Below are 19,233 nucleotides of genomic sequence, written 5' to 3' on the forward strand. Positions count from 1 at the left end.
GCTAACCCGGGCGAACGCCGCGCGTTACAGGCAAAAAAAAATCCGCCCCAGTGAGGCGGATTTTTTATATCACCGAAGCGATTAGAAGCTGTAACCAACGCCAGCGATCCAGGTGCCAACGTCAACGTTACGAATACGAGACTGCTCGTAGGAGAAGTCCAGAGCAACGTTTTCGATCGGGTTGAACTGCATACCTGCACCGTAAGAGAAACCGTAGTCGCTCATGTCGTGCTTGTTCGGGTAGCTGTTGTCCTGGAATTTGCCGTGACCGACACCCACTACGCCGTAGATGCTAGCCCAGTCGTTCAGACGGTAAGCCGGACCTGCGGTGATGCCGTAGTACTGGCCTTTCTGGTATACGCCAGATTCAGTACGGTCTTTTTCGGTGTAGGTGAAAGAACCGATAACACCCAGCGGGCTATTGTCTTGCTCGTAACGGTACTTCAGGTTGAAACCGCCAGCTTTGTTAGCTTCACCCTGCATGTCGCTCTGAGCATAACCACCGGTAACGGTAGAAGTTGCAGCGAAAGCGGTACCTACGGATGCAGCCAGAACAACGGCCAGTGCTGAAAAACGTGCAATTTTATTCATAACCACCTCAAATGTGTTTCTAATAAGTCCTAAGTCTTAAATATATCAAAAACTTTCAGGAAACTCTTTTGACTTTACACTGTCTAACATAGCTTTTCATGTAACCAAAAGTTTCCATAATTCTATAACAAACTGGAAAACAACCGTTTTTGGTGAATACCCTACTATTAAGGCCGATAAGGCCCCGCACGTGCATCCAGATTAATCCTAATCAACAGGTTAATTTCTCTTCGCGTCTCGCCCCATTGTACGCCTCCCGAACGCGTTTTTTTCAACAATAGATAAACCGTAGCCAGGTAATTCATTTACACTGGAACCTTTACCGCATTTGACAAACCCTGACAGGAGAAAGGATGCCCGGCTCGTCCCGCAAAATACCGGCATGGCTGCCGATACTGGTCATTTTAATCGCCATGGTCTCTATCCAGAGCGGCGCTTCGCTGGCGAAATCGCTGTTCCCGTTGGTCGGCGCCCCCGGGGTGACCGCGCTGCGCCTGGCGTTAGGCACCTTGATTCTGGTGATCATCTTCAAGCCCTGGCGCCTGCGCTTTACCGCTGAGCAGCGCCTGCCGCTCCTCTTGTATGGTCTGGCGTTGGGGGCAATGAACTATCTCTTTTACTTATCGATTCAGCGCATTCCGCTGGGGATTGCGGTGGCGCTGGAGTTCACCGGGCCGCTGGCGGTGGCGCTGTTTGGTTCGCGGCGTCCGCTCGATTTCGTCTGGGTGATCCTCGCCGTACTCGGGCTGTGGTTTCTGCTGCCGCTGGGGCAAGACGTCGCGCAGGTCGATCTGACCGGTGCGCTGCTGGCGCTGGGCGCCGGGGCCTGCTGGGCCGTCTATATTCTGACCGGCCAGCGTGCCGGAGAAGAACACGGTCCGGCAACGGTGGCAATGGGGTCGCTTATTGCCGCCGTGGTCTTTGTTCCGCTGGGCATGCTGCAGGCAACCGACACGCTGTTCCAGTGGTCGCTGCTGCCGCTGGGACTGGCCATCGCCGTCCTCTCTACGGCGCTACCTTACTCGCTGGAAATGATTGCCCTCACCCGTATGCCCACCCGCACATTCGGCACGCTGATGAGCATGGAGCCGGCGCTCGCCGCGCTATCGGGCATGATATTTCTGGGCGAGACGCTGACCTTTACGCAAACCCTGGCGCTCGGGGCGATTATCCTCGCCTCGATGGGCTCTACGCTGACAATGCGCCGGGAAAGTAAAATCGAAAAAGTGGATATCAGCTAGCCAACGTAACCCGTTCTGCACGAGGCAATCGCATCGTGCAGAACCGCGCTCTCACGCTGACTTTTTACGCAATTTCATGCCCTTTTCAAAATAGCCAACCCCCCCGCACTATCGAACCAATAGGGACAACCGCCCTGCCCATACTGCGATCCGTTGCTATACTTAGTCCCATTAGTTACCGGGGACAAGCGCTCCATTTGATTCAAATTTGATGTATGACGAGTATAAATATCAAGAGGATATGAAACTATGAGTACCGCAAAACTGGTTAAAACGAAAGCATCCGATCTGCTCTATACCCGCAACGATGTTGCAGACAATGAGAAGAAGGCAACCGTCGAGCTGCTGAATCGTCAGGTGATCCAGTTCATTGACCTGTCGCTGATTACCAAGCAGGCTCACTGGAATATGCGCGGTGCCAATTTTATTGCCGTTCATGAAATGCTGGATGGCTTCCGCACCGCCCTGACCGACCATCTCGACACGATGGCTGAACGCGCCGTACAGCTGGGCGGCGTCGCGCTGGGCACCACTCAGGTGATCAACAGCAAAACCCCGCTGAAAAGCTACCCGCTGGATATTCATAGCGTTCAGGATCACCTGAAAGAGCTGGCTGACCGCTACGCGATTGTGGCCAACGATGTGCGTAAAGCGATCGGCGAAGCAAAAGATGAAGACACGGCCGATATCTTTACCGCCGCCTCCCGCGACCTCGATAAATTCCTGTGGTTCATCGAAGCCAACATCGCATAATCCTGCACAATCACCGTCAGCCTGGCTGGCGGTTTTTTTTCAGATTATCCTGACCTCTGCCGCCTGATTTTTTCCCTGATCTTCATCCGCACCATTTCAGTGCGCGACAATGGGCAAAATACGTACAAAAGTAAAACAATTGTAATAATCACCTCACACAATCGTTACAGCAAGATTGTTTTACCATCAGTGTTTGCGTTAAAAATGCACTTGTTATTCGGCGTGTTTATGACGCACCAAAATGACGCCCCATTGCGGTGCATTTGCCGTGACCTATAACCGAAACCGTGCAACAGGATAGACTTCGTTTGTTATAAAACAACAAGTTGTAAAACTGGCACGATTTTTTCATATGGTTACACGTTCTCGCAGGGGATCGTCCCGTGGATAAAAAAGGAAATGCTATGAAGTCTGTATTTAAAGTTTCACTGGCTGCACTGACCCTGGCTTTTGCGGTTTCTTCTCAGGCCGCTGAAAAACAACTGATTGTTGCGACCGATACGGCGTTTGTTCCGTTTGAATTTAAGCAAGGTGATAAGTATGTCGGTTTTGATGTCGACCTGTGGGACGCCATCGCGAAAGAGCTGAAACTGAACTATACCCTGAAGCCGATGGATTTCAGCGGCATCATTCCTGCGCTGCAAACCAAAAACATCGACCTCGCGCTGGCGGGGATTACCATTACTGAAGAACGCAAGAAAGCGATCGAGTTCTCCGATGGCTACTATAAGAGCGGTCTGCTGGTGATGGTGAAAGCCAATAACAACGACATCAAAGATGTGAAGGACCTGAATGGTAAAGTCGTGGCGGTGAAAGGCGGTACCGGCTCAGTTGACTACGCGAAAGCCAATATCAAAACCAAAGACCTGCGTCAGTTCCCGAATATCGATAACGCCTATATGGAGCTGGGTACCGGCCGCGCCGATGCCGTTCTGCACGACACGCCAAACATCCTGTACTTCATCAAAACGGCCGGTCACGGTCAGTTCAAGGCGGTAGGGGAATCGCTGGAAGCGCAAAACTACGGTATCGCCTTCCCGAAAGGCAGCGACGAGCTGCGCGAGAAAGTGAACGGCGCGCTGAAAACGCTGCGTGAAAACGGCACCTACAACGAAATTTATAAAAAATGGTTCGGTACTGAGCCAAAATAATAATCAGCCTTGATCGCTTACAGGTCTGCTGAATGCCGATCGCCCGGACAGGGCCCCTGGCCACTATCCGGGTATCACTTTGCCGCAGACCTGAGTCATTTTTTCTCAGAGGCACGCCTCTGTTTTTCGACACGGTAACAGGAACGAACTATGCAGTTTGACTGGAGTGCCATCTGGCCTGCCATTCCAATTTTGCTGGAAGGCGCCAAAATGACGCTGTGGATTTCCGTCCTCGGCCTGGCTGGCGGCCTGATAATCGGCCTCGTCGCCGGTTTCGCCCGCTGCTTTGGCGGCTGGATTGCTAACCACATTGCGTTAGTCTTTATCGAGATCATTCGCGGAACCCCGATTGTGGTTCAGGTCATGTTTATCTACTTCGCCCTGCCGATGGCGTTCAATGATCTTCGCATTGATCCCTTCTCGGCGGCGGTCGTGACCATCATGATCAACTCCGGCGCCTATATCGCAGAAATTACCCGCGGGGCGGTACTCTCAATTCACAAGGGCTTCCGTGAAGCTGGCCTGGCGCTTGGCCTGTCCCGTCGTGAAACCATCCGCCACGTGATTCTGCCGCTGGCGCTGCGTCGCATGCTGCCGCCGCTGGGTAACCAGTGGATCATTAGCATCAAAGATACCTCACTCTTTATCGTCATCGGCGTCGCCGAGCTGACCCGTCAGGGTCAGGAGATTATTGCCGGTAACTTCCGCGCGCTGGAAATCTGGAGCGCCGTGGCCGTGATTTACCTGATCATCACCCTGGTGTTGAGCTTTGTTCTGCGTCGTCTTGAAAGAAGGATGAAAATCCTGTGATTGAATTTAAAAATGTTTCCAAGCACTTTGGCCCGACCAAGGTGCTGCACGATATCGATCTGAAGATCAATAAAGGCGAAGTGGTGGTGATTATCGGGCCGTCCGGCTCCGGGAAATCGACGCTGCTGCGCTGTATTAACAAACTGGAAGAGATAACCAGCGGCGAGCTGATCGTCGATGGTCTGAAGGTTAATGACCCGAAAGTCGACGAGCGCCTGATCCGTCAGGAAGCCGGGATGGTGTTCCAACAGTTCTATCTGTTCCCGCATCTGACGGCGCTGGAGAACGTCATGTTCGGGCCGCTACGCGTGCGCGGTGCTAAAAAAGAGGCCGCCGAAAAACTGGCGAAAGATCTGCTGGAAAAAGTGGGGCTCGCCGAACGCGCGCACCACTACCCTTCCGAGCTCTCCGGCGGCCAGCAGCAGCGCGTGGCAATCGCTCGCGCCCTGGCGGTAAAACCCAAAATGATGCTGTTTGACGAACCGACTTCAGCGCTGGATCCGGAACTGCGCCACGAAGTGCTGAAAGTGATGCAGGATCTGGCGGAAGAAGGGATGACGATGGTCATCGTTACCCATGAGATCGGCTTTGCTGAGAAAGTGGCATCGCGGCTGATCTTTATCGACAAAGGGCGTATCGCCGAAGATGGCGATCCGCAGGTACTGGTGAAAAATCCACCGAGCCCGCGTCTACGCGAATTCCTGCAGCACGTCGCCTGATATCCCTCCAGGCTCCCCGTATACGGGGAGCCGCTTTCGCTTTCCAGACACATCCCACGCCGCTTCTCTCGCTATCAGCCTCTATACTTAATGGTTTTGGAATGAGATGGAGGCGCCCGTGCCGTGGATCCTGTTACTGCTTGCTACGCTGTTTACCGCCCCGCTTTCGGCCGCCACACTGCCCGGTGTCCCGGCCGCGACCGCTGAACAACCCGCCAGCAGTGAACCAGACCTCGAGAAAAAAAAGGCCGCCTATGCGGCGCTGGCTGACGTGCTGGATAACGAGGCCGCCCGTAAGGAATTAATCGACCAGCTGCGTTCTGCCGCCGCCACGCCGCCGCCGGCCAGCGCGCCAAAGCTGACGCCGCCGGAAGAGAAAGATGAACGGACGGTACTGGAAAACGTCACCCAGGTGAGCCGCGAGTACGGTGAACGCTTTGCTGCGCGTTTTTCTCAGCTGTGGCGCAATATTACCGCCTCTGCGCATAAGCCGTTTCATGCCGAAACCTTTCGCAACGCCGCCGGCCATTTCCTGCTGCTGGCCGTGCTGGTATTCGCCTTCTGGTGGCTGGTCCGCCTCGCCGCGCTGCCGCTGTATCGCAAAATGGGTCAGTGGGGACGGCGCAAAAATCACGATCGCGGTAACTGGCTGCAGCTCCCGGCCACCATCGCCGGCGCGTTTATCTTCGATCTTCTCCTGCTGGCGTTGACGCTGTTTGTTGGCCAGATGCTCAGCGATCGGTTTAATGGCGGAAGCCGGACTATCGCCTTTCAGCAAAGCCTGTTTCTGAATGCCTTCGCCTTGATTGAGTTTTTTAAAGCGATTCTGCGGCTGATTTTCTGTCCGCGGGTAACGGAGCTGAGGCCGTTTAACCTCAGCGATGAGAGCGCGAAGTACTGGAACCTGCGCCTGAGCGCGCTGAGCAGCCTGATTGGCTACGGCCTGATCGTCGCAGTGCCGATTATCTCCAATCAGGTCAACGTTCAGGTCGGCGCACTGGCGAATGTGGTCATTATGCTGTGTATCACCCTCTGGGCGCTGTATCTGATCTTCCGTAATAAAACGCGGATTACTCAGGGACTGCTGCACCTGGCAGACCGTTCGCTGGCCTTCTTCAGTCTGTTTATCCGCGCCTTTGCGCTTATCTGGCACTGGCTGGCCTGCCTCTACTTTATCGTGCTGTTTTTCTTTTCCCTTTTCGACCCCGGCAACAGCCTGAAGTTTATGATGGGGGCCACGGTACGCAGTCTGGCGATTATCGGCGCCGCCGCGCTGCTCTCCGGCATCTTGTCACGCTGGATAGCGAAAACCATTACCCTGTCGCCGCAGACCCAGCGTAACTATCCCGAGCTGCAGAAGCGGCTAAACGGCTGGATCTCCGTCGCGCTCAAAGTGGCGCGAATTTTAGTGGTCTGCGTGGCGATTATGCTGCTGCTAAGCGCCTGGGGACTGTTTGATTTCTGGAACTGGATGCAACACGGCGCCGGGCAAAAAGCGGTGGATGTGCTGATTCGCATCGCGCTGATTCTGTTCTTCTCCGCCATCGGCTGGACGCTGCTCGCCAGCCTGATAGAAAACCGCCTGGCCTCAGACATTCACGGCCGCCCGCTACCGGGCGCTCGTGCCCGTACGCTGCTGACGTTATTCCGTAACGCGCTGGCGGTCATTATCAGCACCATCACGGCGATGATCCTGCTCTCCGAAGTGGGGGTGAACATTGCGCCGCTGCTGGCCGGCGCCGGTGCGCTGGGGCTGGCCATTTCGTTCGGCGCCCAGACGCTGGTAAAAGATATTATCACCGGTATTTTTATCCAGTTTGAGAACGGGATGAATACCGGTGATCTGGTGACCATCGGCCCGTTAACCGGCACGGTGGAACGGATGTCGATCCGTTCCGTGGGCGTGCGCCAGGACACCGGCGCTTACCATATTATCCCGTGGTCCTCGATTACCACCTTCGCCAACTTCGTGCGCGGCATCGGTTCAGTGGTTGCCAATTACGATGTCGACAGACAGGAGGATCTGGATAAAGCCGGTCAGGCGCTGAAAAACGCGGTTGCCGACGTGATGGATCAGGAGGAGATTCGCGGGCTGGTGATTGGCGAGCCGTCATTTGCCGGGCTGGTCGGCCTGAGCAATACGGCATTTACCCTGCGAGTCACCTTCACCACTCTGCCGCTGAAGCAGTGGACGGTACGCTTTGCGCTCGATACGCAGGTGAAGAAACATTTCGATCTCGCCGGAGTACGGGCGCCCGTGCAAACCTACCAGGTTCTGCCGGCTCCTGCGCCCATCGCCGCACCACCAGCGGCGCCCGCAGAACCGACGCTATAGCCACGGCGCAGAGCACATTCCGGGCGGGCCAGACCGCCCGGACGCATCATTCTTAGCGTGCCAGCGGACGGCGGCGTTTAGCCTCATCCATGAAGGTCCAGGCGATAAAGCGACTCTGCTTCTGTCCCTGGGCCATCTCTTTTTTCACCACCTTCACCGCGCCGGCTTCGGTCAGCGCACGATAAAGCGGCGGCAGATTATCGCCGCGCGACACCAGTGAGGTGAACCATTTCACCTGGCGACCAAACTGCTGGCTTTCGCGGATCATCTGCGTAATGAACGCCACTTCACCGCCTTCGCACCACAGCTCCTGCTGTTGGCCGCCGAAGTTCATCACGCTGTCCGCCCCCAGCCCCAGGTTCCGACGCTTACGCTCGCCGCCGGCCTGCGCGCTGGCAGCAGAGTCGTGGAATGGCGGGTTGCATAACGTCGCATCAAAACACTCATTTTTATGAATAATGCCGCTAAAGATAGCCCCACTCTCTTTCTGTCGACGCAGGCGAATCTGGCGGCTGAGTCCCGGGTTAGCGTTGATGATCGCCTGGGCGCTGGCGATCGCTTCCGGGCTAATTTCGCTGCCGGTAAAACGCCAGCCGTACTCATGCGCACCAATCAGCGGATAGATTAAGTTTGCGCCGGTGCCGACATCCAGAATGCTGGCATTTTCAGGAATGGTGCCGGTATCCAGCGCCAGCAGGTCGGCCAGGTGGTGAATATAATCCGCTCTTCCCGGTACCGGCGGGCATAAGAAGCCGTCCGGAATATCCCAGTGTTTCACCGCGTAAAAATGCGCCAGCAGCGCCTTATTCAGCGCCTTCACCGCCAGCGGGTTAGCAAAATCGATGGTCTGCTCGCCCACCGGATTAAGGGTGATAAAGCCTTGCAGCTCAGGGTGAGCCTGGCATAGCGCGGGCAAATCATAACGTTGATGATGACGGTTACGCGGGTGTAACCCCGGTTTCTGGGCTTTCATGGCAATCTCCTTTGAACAGCCGCGTAAGATACCCGTTGACGGCGGCGCGGTAAATAAGGGAGTCTGGATATCTCTCATTCGGTTACGGGTGCTCTATGTATTTCTATCAACCTTCACAGGGACATGGCCTGCCGCACGACCCGCTTAACGCGATTATCGGCCCACGCCCGATCGGCTGGATCGCCTCTCTGGACGCCGCAGGTCATCGCAATCTTGCCCCCTATAGCTTCTTTAACTGTTTTAACTATCGGCCGCCGATTATCGGTTTTGCCAGCAGCGGCTGGAAAGACAGTGTACAGAATATTATCGAAACCAAAGAGTTTGTCTGGAATCTGGCCACCCGCCCTTTGGCTGAAGCGATGAACGAAACCTCCGCCAGCATCCCTCGCGACGAAGATGAATTTGCCCGTGCCGGGCTGACTCCCGCCGCCAGCCGGATGGTCGCCGCCCCGCGGGTCGCGGAAAGCCCGGTGAACTTCGAATGTCGGCTCTCCCAATGTATTCGCCTGACCCGTGCCGATGGTGAGCCTGTCGATAGCTGGCTGGTGCTGGGTGAAGTGGTCGCAGTCCATATCGATGAGTCGTTACTGGAAAATGGCGTCTATCAGACCGCTAAGGCCAGGCCGATTCTCCGCGCCGGTGGGCCGAGCGCCTATTACACTATCGATGAAAATCTGCGTTTCGACCTGATCCGCCCGGACGCTCGCTAAGCCGTTTGTTCTTCTGCCCGGCCCACGGCGCGCGCCTGGTCGGGCCGCCGTTTATTCAAAAAAGATGTTGTTTGTCTTCAGTTTTTTACCCTGTCTATCCTGCCGTAAAGGCCTAAACTTAAAGTATGTCCCATGCAGTTAATGAGGATATGCTCATGAAAAGAACGCTGCTGTTACTCACCGCAATCACGATTGCCGCCACCTCTTTTATTGCCCAGGCCGGGATCTCACCTCCGCCGTCTATCGCCGAGAGCGGTCCGCTACGCCCGGCAGGCACCGTCTCCGCCTCCGGCGCCAGCAATCTGGATGATCTGCAGGCGAAACTGGCGGAAAAAGCCCACCAAAAAGGGGCGATAGCCTGGCGAATCAACTCCGCCAGCAGCGCGAATAAAATGTCCGGTACCGCCATTATCTATAAATAATCCACCGCTCTGCACGGGTCGGAACCCATCAGGGTCCCGCCCCTATGGCCCGACGGCTGCCGTTTATGTAGAAAAAATGCAGTTCACGTAAAGAAATGTATTTATTTTTTTATCAACGAGTGATAAAAATTTGCCGTCATTTGATAATAGTTATCAAAATCATTATCAAACGCATTGCTATTTTAACAAATCACCTGCAGCGGTCGGGGCCCGGCATCGCTGTGCCTGCGGTTGTGATGGCTTTAATTAAAACTATAAGTTGCTTATTGAAATGGACAAAAAACAAAATTTACCGTTCAGCAGTTTTAGCTCGCTGACGATCTTTACCGGCATGTGTCTGAGTCTGTCGCCGACAGGCCTGGCTCTGGCCGCAGACGGCACTGAACAAAATGGCGGTGAAACGCTGGTGGTGGAAGCGCAGGCTCCCTCTCTGTATGCCCCTACGCAATCTGCCGACCCCAAATTTTCCCGCCCGATTGCCGATACCACCCGCACGGTCACCGTGGTCTCCGAGCAGGTGATGGAAGATCAGGGCGTGACTAATTTGACCGATGCGTTGAAAAACGTTCCCGGCGTCGGAGCCTTCTATGCCGGGGAAAACGGCAGCTCGTCGACCGGCGACACCATTTATATGCGTGGAGCCGATACCTCTAACAGCATCTATGTCGATGGTGTCCGCGATATCGGCAGCGTGACCCGCGATACCTTTAACACCGAACAAGTGGAAGTGATTAAAGGCCCGTCGGGTTCTGACTACGGCCGTAGCGCTCCAACCGGCTCAATCAATATGATCAGCAAACAGCCGCGTCTGGACTCCGGTATCGATGCCTCCGTCAGCGCTGGCAGCGCCTGGTTCCGTCGCGGTACGCTCGATATCAATGAAGCCATCGGCGAAACCAGCGCCGTGCGTCTGAACCTGATGGGCGAAAAAACCCATGATGCCGGCCGCGATAACGTCAAAAATGAGCGTTACGGTATCGCGCCATCGGCCGCGTTTGGTCTCGGTACTGAGAACCGTCTGTACCTGAACTATCTGCATGTGACCCAGCACAACACGCCGGACGGAGGTATCCCGACCATTGGTCTGCCGGGGTACTCCGCGCCAACTCCTGGCACCGCGGCGCTCAATCACTCGGGTAAGGTCGCCACCAGCAACTTCTACGGGACGGATTCCGACTACGACGACTCCACCACCGATACGGTGACCATGCGCTTCGAGCACGACCTGAGCGATAACACCACCCTTCGCAACACCACCCGCTGGTCGCGCGTGAAACAGGATTATCTGCTAACCGCAGTGATGGGCGGCGCAACCAACATCACCCAGCCGGACCCGAACGATGTCGGCACCTGGACCTGGTCGCGTCTGGCGAACACCAAAGACGTCAGTAATAAAATTCTGACCAACCAGACCAACCTGACCTCAAAGTTCTATACCGGTTCGATCGGGCATGACATCAGCACCGGTTTCGAGCTGACCCGGGAAACGCAGACCAACTACGGCGTTTATCCCATTACGCCTCCGGCGGTCAATATTTACCATCCCAATAGCAACATCTCTATTGGCGGTCTGGACCGCAGCGGCGCCAACGCCAACGGGCAGACGGATACCTTCGGCGTTTATGCCTTCGATACTCTGCAGATTACCCATGATTTCGAGCTGAACGGCGGCATCCGTCTGGATAACTACCAGACAAAATATGACAGCGCCAGCCTGTGCGGCGGCACCGGCCGCGGTGCGGTTGCCTGCCCGGACGGCGTGGTGAAAAACAGCCCGGTCACCACGGTTGATACCTCCACCAGCGGCAATCTGGTGAACTGGAAAGCCGGGGCGCTGTACCACCTGACCGACAGCGGCAACGTTTACGTCAACTATGCGATCTCCCAGCAGCCTCCGGGCGGCAATAACTTTGCCCTGGCCCAAAGCGGTACCGGGAATAGCGCCAACCGTACCGATTTTAAACCGCAGAAAGCGAAGACCAGCGAAGTCGGTACCAAGTGGGAGCTGATGGATAAACGTCTGCTGCTGACGGCAGCGCTTTTCCGTACCGATATTGAGAACGAAGTCGAGCAAAACGACGACGGCACCTATTCGCAGTACGGTAAAAAACGCGTTGAAGGTTATGAGCTGTCTCTGGCCGGTAATATCACCCCGGACTGGCAGGTCATCGGCGGATATACCCAGCAGCACGCCAGCGTCCGTGAAGGCAGCAACATCGCCCAGGACGGCACCAGCGCGCTGCCGTACACGCCGGAACACGCCTTTACCCTCTGGAGCCAGTACCAGGCAACCGATGCTATCGCCCTTGGCGCAGGCGCTCGCTATATCGGCAGCATGCATCGCGGCAGCGACGGCGCCGTCGGTACGCCGTCCTCCACCGAAGGCTACTGGGTGGCTGATGCGAAAGTGGGCTATCGTATCAACCGTAACGTCGATCTGCAGCTGAACGTCTATAACCTGTTCGATACCCATTATGTCGCCTCAATCAACAAGAGCGGCTACCGTTATCATCCAGGCGAACCGCGTACTTTCCTGCTGACTGCCAACGTGCATTTCTAATCCACAGCGGGGCGGCAACGCCCCGTTTCTTGAGGAGAAACAACGATGATGTACCATATCCCCACCGTTCTCAGCCCGCAGGAAGTTGACGATTTTCGCGCGCAGCTGCAGCAGGCCGACTGGGTTGACGGGCGAGCCACCACCGGCGATCAGGGCGCGCTGGTGAAAAAAAATCAGCAGGTCGATACCCGCAGTCCGCTGTACGGCGAACTGCAGAACAGAGTCCTCGCGGCGCTCAACCGCAGTTCACTGTTCTTCGCCGCCGCACTGCCTAAAACCCTCTCCAGCCCGCTGTTTAACCGCTATCAGCAGAGTGAGACCTACGGTTTTCACGTTGACGGCGCGGTGCGCAGTCAGGCCCAGGGCGGCTGGATGCGTACCGACCTTTCTGCCACCCTGTTCCTCAGCGCGCCTGAGAGTTATGAAGGCGGTGAGCTGGTGGTAAACGACACCTATGGTCAGCATACGGTCAAGCTGCCGGCGGGCGACCTGGTACTCTACCCGTCAAGCAGCCTGCACTGCGTGACGCCGGTGACCCAGGGCGTGCGCGTGGCTTCTTTCCTGTGGGTCCAGTCGATGATCCGCGATGACAAACGCCGCAGCATGCTGTTCGAGCTGGATCGGAATATTCAGACTCTGAAGAGCCGCCACGGCGAGAGTGACGAGGTGCTATCGCTACTTAATCTGTACCATAACTTGCTGCGGGACTGGTCGGAAATCTGAGCCCTTGCCAGACTCATTTTTGCCCCCATCTTCACTCTACCCGTCATACTCAAGTTGCCTGCACGTTGGCTTCGTGACTCGACTCCCCAATAAGCCTCACCCATACGAGCCGCCGCAGAGCAGCGTTCAAATCTGTTCCGGACAGATTGGCCGCTCGCCCCAGCCATTTAGCAAAGTAAGCGCCCGGAGGGCTCGGCGGCGTCGCCTTTCTGCAACTCGCATAAGTCAGGGTATATAATGACAGTAACAACAGTGAGGAGGTGCATCATGGCATCAGGTTGGGCAAATGATGGCGCAGTTCAGGATCAGATCGACAGCACCGTTGACGATGCGGTCGCACGGGCGAGAAACGCCCTCCCCAGCGGAGAGAGCCACAAATTTTGTGATGAATGCGGAGAGCCGATTCCCGAAGCCCGAAGAAAGGCGATCCCGGGGGTCAGATACTGCGTGAAGTGCCAACAGGAGAAAGATTTACATAACAATACATTTTCAGGATATAATCGCCGTGGCTCCAAGGACAGCCAGCTACGCTGACCTTCCTTTACCGTTCATTACCACAGAAAGCATTATCTTTTCGCGCACGTTTTTCGGCCAAAAAAGTGGCAAAATGTGCCCTGAATACGTTCTGCACCCCGCTGGAGTCTCTTCGGCCATCCCACCACGAAATAATTTATTAATATTCAATAAATTAATAATCATTCAAAAAAATCGATGAAGACTGTTAATTTCCTTCGATTTTATCTCTCGCAAAAAAGCGTGATACTTATCACATCGACGGAACATCGTCCTCTTAACAAAATAACCTGCGAGAGATTAACTATGAAAACCATTAAATATGCTGCCGCTGCTATTGCCCTTACTACTCTGTCCTTTGGCGCTTTCGCCGCTCAGCCGGTTAGCCCGTCTCAGGCTGAAAGCATGAACAAAATTGGCGTGGTCTCTGCTGAAGGCGCAACGACTCTGGATGGTCTGGAAGCCAAACTGGCTGAAAAAGCGCAAGCCGCTGGTGCGACTGGTTACAGCATCACCTCCGCCAACACCAACAACAAAATTAGCGGTACCGCGGTTATCTATAAATAACCGCTGCACGACCTGTATTAACCCTGAACGACCCTTTAATACCCTTGTTTTGCCCGTCCGTGCCACCGGACGGGCTTTTTTTTATACGTCACTGTCTGACGTGAGCTTTTTTCAGGGGAAACGGGTGGCTACCAGTGTTCAGCAACCCGGCTTAGCCCCTGCTCCAGGGTCGCAACCTCACCGGTCGCCACCAGGCAGCAGGCCAGCTGAATTCTCAGCGAGGTCGGCAGCGGTTCACTCCCCGCTACGCAGCGCTCAATCCAGCGGGCGGTGACCTGAGGATCTTTTGACTCCGGCAGTACAGCCCCCTCCTCCGGCAACTCGCTCTGGCGTTCATGCACTACCCGCGTCCCTGAAGCGTCAATCAGGCTAATTTGCGGGCATCGCTGCGGATTGGCATACACTTCACCTTCCGTCCCGTGCATTAACAGCGCCCGTCCGCCGATCTCGACAAAGAATTTTGCAACCTTGCCCACATATTCCGGGTGAGAAACGCTCGATAAACGTAGCGCCGCATCTTCAGAAAATGGCGTCGCCAGCTTTGCCAGTGTATGTGCGCTGTTGCGTACGCCCATACGCCAGCGCAGGGCAAGCTGTTTTTCCAACGGCGGACAGAGTACGCCAACCGGAATATACACCGGCTCGTGGCCGTCGAGCCGCGCCTGAGCCTGGCCCGCATGTCGGGTGGCGGGGATCCCCATCAGCTCAAAAATCGTTTCCGTCAGCACCCGGGTCGGATCGTGACTGACACCATGCACCACCACCGGAAAACCGAGCTTATGCAGCAAAACGGCCAGCAGAGGGGTCAAATTAGCCTGCTTACGCGCGCCGTTATAGCTGGGGATCACAATCGGCATTGGTCTGGCGACAGGCGGCGTCAGACGCAGAGTCTTCTGCTGCATGGCTTCATAGAAACCTTTCATTTCCGCTTCGCCTTCGCCCTTAATACGCAGGGCAATTAAAATCCCGCCCAGCTCCAGCTCAGCCACCTCGCCGTCAAGCATCCGCGAGTAAAGCGCGCGGGCCGTATCCACATCCAGGTCACGCGCGTGATTTTTCCCGCGCCCGACTTCTTTAATGATCTTGCTGTAGTCCATCGAAGACTCCTGTTAGCTGCTCACATCGTCGACATTACACCGTTAACGCCGTTTACGACGCGCCTGTTTTGCTTTCGTTTTGACGATAACCTCAGGGACGGCAGGCTGTTCTATTGGAAAAACGGGCAATGCATTCAGTAGACGCTTACCATAATTTTTGGTCAACAAACGCTTATCATAAATCACCACTTCGCCCCAGCAGCTGTGGCTGCGAATCAGGCGTCCGACCTGCTGAATCAGGTTAAAGGAGGCGCTTGGCAGGCTCTGCACTTCAAACGGATAGCGATTCAGGCTCTTGAGCCATTCGCCTTCGGTAATCACCACCGGACTGTCGATTGGCGGGAAGGCGATTTTATGAATATGTACCTGGCTGAGCAGCTCACCTTTGAGATCCAGCCCTTCGGCAAAGGATTGTAGCCCCACCAGTACGCTACGCTCCCCTCCTTCGACGCGCTTGCGGTGCAGTTCCACCAGCCGGTAGCGCGGCTTATCGCCCTGTACCAGCAATAACAGTCGCAGATCGGGAACATGTTCCAGGAAACGCTGCATCGCCCGCCCGCTGGCGAACAGCACCAGCATCCCGAGGTGCTTTTTACTTTCAACCTGCTCGCGGAAATAAGCCGCCATTTCAGCAATATGCTGCTCTTCGTTATCGATTAGCGGTTCATAGTGCATCTGCGGAATAACGATTTTGCCCTGCTCAACATGGTTAAAGGGGGAATCCAGCGCCACGAAACGATCGCCGGCCTTTTCTTTCAACCCGCTCATCTCCTGCAGGCGTGAAAAGCTGTTCAATGATCGCAGGGTGGCGGAGGTGACGACAATATGCGGCACGCTGCGCCACAGCAGCCTTTCCAGCTGGTCGCTGACGCGAATGCCGACGCAGTGAAACCAGATATGCGTTTGACCGTCGCGCATATCGCGCGTCACCCATTTGGTGACCGGCGCGCCGGATGACTGCGCCAGTGATGCCAGCCGCCACAGCTTGCTCTGGCTTTCAAACATCCCCAGCGCACGGTTCATTTGCAGCAGAACCCGATGCAGACGTACCACGTCGTGGCTACCGGTTTTTTCCCCGAGGTCGTTAAGAAAGAGCTCCGCCAGCCCGCGCAGCATCTCGGTCAGTTTCGCCAGACGCTGGCAGATATCCATCACCTCCTGCGGCAACTCGCCCATCGGGAAACGATGCTCGGCTTCCTGGCCGGCCGGCATATAGAGATTAAGGATAGCGTTCAGCGAGGCGATCAGCTCATACAGCTCCTCACAGTGGCCACTCAGGCGCTCGGGATTGGCCAGCGGCGGCGTGGTTTTCGGCCGAAACTGCTCCATACAGGTCGCCACCAGCTTACTGAACAGATCCAGCTGTAGCCGGTACCATGGGGCGGTCATTTCCGCGCTCATTTCCAGCGCATCGCGGGCCACGTCCGGCAGATGATGGCCTTCATCGAGCACCAGCAGCAGGTTTTTCGGCTCGGGCAACACGGCTTCGCTCTCCATCGCCGCCATCACCAGCGCATGGTTCGCCACCACCACTTCCGCCTCCTGAATTTCTCGCCGGGCAACGAAGAACGGACATTCGCGATAGTAGTGGCAGTTGCGGTTGAGGCAGCTGGCTTTGTCGGTGCTCAGGCGGCTCCAGAGCGCATCATCGACAGGTTTATCGGTGTGATCGCGCAGACCGTCCCAGCGGTAGCTGTCGAGGTCGGTTTTCAGCGTCGCGCACAGCTTCTGTTCAGCCTGATTATTCGGCGTGAGATCGTCATCGAGAAACGCCAGCAGATCCTGCTGCGTCGGTTCGGTGCTGGCCAGCGCCGTAAGGTTGCGTGGGCAAACGTAGCGCCCGCGGCCAAACGCGGCGGTAAAACGCAGATCGGGAATAATTTTGCGCAGCAGCGGCAGATCCTTGCTGTAGATCTGATCCTGTAGCGCAACGTTGGCGGTGCTCACCACCAGGGTTTTCTGCTGCTCACGGGCGATGGCGATGCCGGGAATCAGGTATGACAGCGTCTTCCCGACGCCGGTGGGCGCCTCAATGGCCAGGTGTCGGCCTTCTTCCCCGGCAAGCGTTTTTGCCACATCGGCAATCATCTGCCGCTGTGGCGGACGGGGAATGAAATCCGGAATCTGTTCCTGAAGCGCCTTATACCAGGCGGCGATTTGCGCTTTTAGCGCAGCGGTCAAAGCCATGAGAAAACCTGAATACTGTATAAACAGCCACTATTGTGACACTTTTTGCCTGGCAGGAGGAATTACTTTCTGAGCAATGTGGAATGATGCTCGGGATTTATCAATGTACCGGCCGGGAATCACAGGGCACGCGAGGGAAGAAGCCGGAGACAGCATGCTTGCTGCTTCCGGGTATCATTGCGTCATCCGGGCAAAACGTCTTGCCCGGATGACGCATATATGGCGGGAGGCGGTTACTCAGCGGCCGCAGGTTTACGCGGACGACGGCGGCGCTGTTGCTCGCCGGCCGGTTTCGCCTCGCCGATACGGCGTGAAGGCTTTGCCCCGGCTTTCGGCGCTTCGCCGTCGTTACGCCGCGGCGCCGACTGCTGGCTGCGCCCCTGCCCCTGGGCGTTACGTCCTTGTCCCTGACCGCTGCGGCCCTGGCTTTGGCCGCGACCGCCGCCACCGCTACGCTGCTGACGACCGTTTTGAATCGGCTCCGCTCTGATAGACGGATCCGGCGCATAGCCATCGACGGCGATGCGTGGAATCTCTTTTTTCAGCAGACGTTCGATATCATGCAGCAGTTTATGCTCGTCCACGCAGACCAGCGACAGCGCTTCACCGGTGGCGGCTGCGCGACCGGTACGGCCGATCCGGTGAACGTAATCTTCCGGTACGTTAGGCAGCTCGTAGTTGACGACGTGCGGCAGTTCTTCGATATCCAGACCACGCGCGGCGATATCCGTCGCCACCAGCACGCGAATACCGCCGGATTTAAAGTCGGCTAATGCCCGGGTACGCGCCCCCTGGCTCTTGTTGCCATGGATAGCCGCGCTACGGATGCCGTCTTTATTCAGCTGCTCGGCCAGGTGGTTGGCGCCATGTTTGGTGCGGGTAAAGACCAGCACCTGCTGCCAGTTACCTTCACCGATCATCTGCGACAGCAGTTCCCGCTTACGTTTCTTATCAACGAAATGGACGTGTTGCGTCACCTGCTCGGAAGCGGTATTGCGGCGAGCCACTTCGATTTCCAGCGGGTTATGCAGCAGCTTTTCCGCCAGCGCTTTAATGTCGTCGGAGAAGGTCGCGGAGAACAGCAGGTTCTGGCGCTTCGCCGGAAGCTTCGCCAGCACGCGGCGAATATCATGAATAAAGCCCATATCCAGCATGCGGTCGGCTTCATCAAGCACCAGGATTTCAACCTTGTCCAGGCTGACGGCATTCTGATGTTCAAGATCCAGCAGGCGCCCAGGGGTGGCCACCAGAACATCGACGCCGCTGCGCAGCTTCATCATCTGCGGGTTAATGCTCACCCCGCCGAAGACCACCAGCGAGCGAATATTCAGGTATTTGCTGTAATCGCGAACGTTTTCGCCGATTTGTGCCGCCAGTTCACGCGTTGGCGTGAGTATCAGCGCGCGCACCGGACGACGGCCTTTAGCATGCGGCTCTTTCTGAATCAGATGCTGCAGGAGCGGCAGGGTAAAGCCTGCCGTTTTGCCGGTGCCGGTCTGGGCGCTGGCCATCAGATCGCGTCCCTGCAACACCGCAGGGATAGCCTGCTGCTGAATTGGGGTTGGCTCAAGGTAACCCTGCTCGGCGACAGCGCGCAGGATATCAGGGTTCAGGCCAAGGGAATCAAAAGACATAACAACTCCAAACCACCCCGGCCCGTGACAGGCGTAGTTTTCGGGGAGATTATTGCGAATAGAGATGGCAAAAACCACAATGCCATGAAGTGGCGCAGTCTAGCAGATTTTGTGACACAGCGCATAAATATCCCCTCAGGGCCGCTGCGCCGGCTAATCCTCGTCACGCGCCGCTTGCAAAGAGTGATGCGAAATACGCAAAAGAGAGTATCCACTATTCTGGACAGTGACGCGAATTGGTCATACT

17 protein-coding genes are annotated in these 19,233 nt (G+C 56.1%); 12 read left to right on the forward strand and 5 right to left on the reverse strand.

Features of this window, described 5'->3' with window-relative positions; translation table 11 throughout:
• Positions 1 to 81 precede the first annotated feature (81 nt).
• Positions 82 to 591: an outer membrane protein OmpX gene (ompX, locus tag AC007G_RS00970; RefSeq protein WP_032688706.1), complete on the reverse strand. Its 510-nt coding sequence runs from the start codon at positions 589 to 591 to the stop codon at positions 82 to 84.
• Positions 592 to 944: 353 nt separating this feature from the next.
• Between ompX and rhtA the strand changes: the two genes are divergently transcribed.
• From rhtA to ybiO, 6 genes are all read left to right on the forward strand, one after another.
• Positions 945 to 1,832 (forward strand): threonine/homoserine exporter RhtA, encoded by an 888-nt coding sequence (gene rhtA / locus AC007G_RS00975; protein WP_032697685.1) that lies wholly within the window; start codon positions 945 to 947, stop codon positions 1,830 to 1,832.
• A 249-nt stretch (positions 1,833 to 2,081) separates the two neighbouring features.
• Entirely contained in the window at positions 2,082 to 2,585 is a 504-nt protein-coding gene (gene dps / locus AC007G_RS00980; RefSeq protein ID WP_032688708.1) for a DNA starvation/stationary phase protection protein Dps, read from the forward strand.
• A gap of 404 nt (positions 2,586 to 2,989) precedes the next feature.
• Positions 2,990 to 3,736 carry a glutamine ABC transporter substrate-binding protein GlnH gene (gene glnH / locus AC007G_RS00985; RefSeq protein WP_032688710.1) on the forward strand — a complete coding sequence of 249 codons (747 nt, stop codon included), beginning with the start codon at positions 2,990 to 2,992 and terminating at the stop codon, positions 3,734 to 3,736.
• 150 nt (positions 3,737 to 3,886) lie between these two features.
• Positions 3,887 to 4,546 carry a glutamine ABC transporter permease GlnP gene (gene glnP / locus AC007G_RS00990; protein ID WP_004859816.1) on the forward strand — a complete coding sequence of 220 codons (660 nt, stop codon included), beginning with the start codon at positions 3,887 to 3,889 and terminating at the stop codon, positions 4,544 to 4,546.
• A complete protein-coding gene (gene glnQ, locus AC007G_RS00995) occupies positions 4,543 to 5,265 on the forward strand; it encodes a glutamine ABC transporter ATP-binding protein GlnQ (RefSeq protein WP_004859814.1) in 723 nt (240 codons plus the stop codon). Before glnP ends, glnQ begins: the two co-directional genes overlap by 4 nt.
• Before the next feature lie 118 nt (positions 5,266 to 5,383).
• Positions 5,384 to 7,600: a mechanosensitive channel protein gene (gene ybiO / locus AC007G_RS01000; RefSeq protein WP_032697687.1), complete on the forward strand. Its 2,217-nt coding sequence runs from the start codon at positions 5,384 to 5,386 to the stop codon at positions 7,598 to 7,600.
• A 52-nt stretch (positions 7,601 to 7,652) separates the two neighbouring features.
• Here ybiO and rlmF read toward each other — a convergent pair whose 3' ends face one another.
• On the reverse strand, positions 7,653 to 8,573 hold the full coding sequence (gene rlmF / locus AC007G_RS01005; RefSeq protein ID WP_032688713.1) for a 23S rRNA (adenine(1618)-N(6))-methyltransferase RlmF: 921 nt from the start codon (positions 8,571 to 8,573) through the stop codon (positions 7,653 to 7,655).
• Positions 8,574 to 8,668: 95 nt separating this feature from the next.
• On the opposite strand from rlmF, the gene AC007G_RS01010 reads away from it, so the two are divergent.
• From AC007G_RS01010 to ybiJ, 6 genes are all read left to right on the forward strand, one after another.
• Positions 8,669 to 9,283, forward strand: a complete 615-nt coding sequence (locus AC007G_RS01010; protein WP_032688714.1) for a flavin reductase family protein — start codon at positions 8,669 to 8,671, stop codon at positions 9,281 to 9,283.
• Positions 9,284 to 9,438: 155 nt separating this feature from the next.
• Positions 9,439 to 9,705, forward strand: coding sequence for a YdgH/BhsA/McbA family protein (locus tag AC007G_RS01015; protein ID WP_032688715.1), 267 nt, complete (start codon positions 9,439 to 9,441; stop codon positions 9,703 to 9,705).
• Positions 9,706 to 9,976: 271 nt separating this feature from the next.
• A complete protein-coding gene (locus tag AC007G_RS01020) occupies positions 9,977 to 12,265 on the forward strand; it encodes a catecholate siderophore receptor Fiu (protein WP_142630113.1) in 2,289 nt (762 codons plus the stop codon).
• Between the two features lie 45 nt (positions 12,266 to 12,310).
• Entirely contained in the window at positions 12,311 to 12,988 is a 678-nt protein-coding gene (gene ybiX / locus AC007G_RS01025) for a PKHD-type hydroxylase YbiX (RefSeq protein WP_032700534.1), read from the forward strand.
• A gap of 267 nt (positions 12,989 to 13,255) precedes the next feature.
• Positions 13,256 to 13,522, forward strand: coding sequence for a DksA/TraR family C4-type zinc finger protein (locus tag AC007G_RS01030; protein WP_004859799.1), 267 nt, complete (start codon positions 13,256 to 13,258; stop codon positions 13,520 to 13,522).
• Between the two features lie 285 nt (positions 13,523 to 13,807).
• Positions 13,808 to 14,068, forward strand: coding sequence for a DUF1471 family protein YbiJ (ybiJ, locus tag AC007G_RS01035; RefSeq protein WP_032688720.1), 261 nt, complete (start codon positions 13,808 to 13,810; stop codon positions 14,066 to 14,068).
• Positions 14,069 to 14,196: 128 nt separating this feature from the next.
• Here ybiJ and ybiB read toward each other — a convergent pair whose 3' ends face one another.
• The 3 genes from ybiB to rhlE form a co-directional block, all read right to left on the reverse strand.
• Positions 14,197 to 15,165 (reverse strand): DNA-binding protein YbiB, encoded by a 969-nt coding sequence (gene ybiB / locus AC007G_RS01040; protein WP_142630115.1) that lies wholly within the window; start codon positions 15,163 to 15,165, stop codon positions 14,197 to 14,199.
• A 42-nt stretch (positions 15,166 to 15,207) separates the two neighbouring features.
• Positions 15,208 to 17,352: an ATP-dependent DNA helicase DinG gene (gene dinG / locus AC007G_RS01045; protein ID WP_032688723.1), complete on the reverse strand. Its 2,145-nt coding sequence runs from the start codon at positions 17,350 to 17,352 to the stop codon at positions 15,208 to 15,210.
• Positions 17,353 to 17,585: 233 nt separating this feature from the next.
• On the reverse strand, positions 17,586 to 18,986 hold the full coding sequence (gene rhlE, locus AC007G_RS01050) for an ATP-dependent RNA helicase RhlE (RefSeq protein WP_032688724.1): 1,401 nt from the start codon (positions 18,984 to 18,986) through the stop codon (positions 17,586 to 17,588).
• Positions 18,987 to 19,233 lie beyond the last annotated feature (247 nt).

The sequence above is a fragment of the Klebsiella sp. CSG-1 genome, assembly GCF_056521145.1.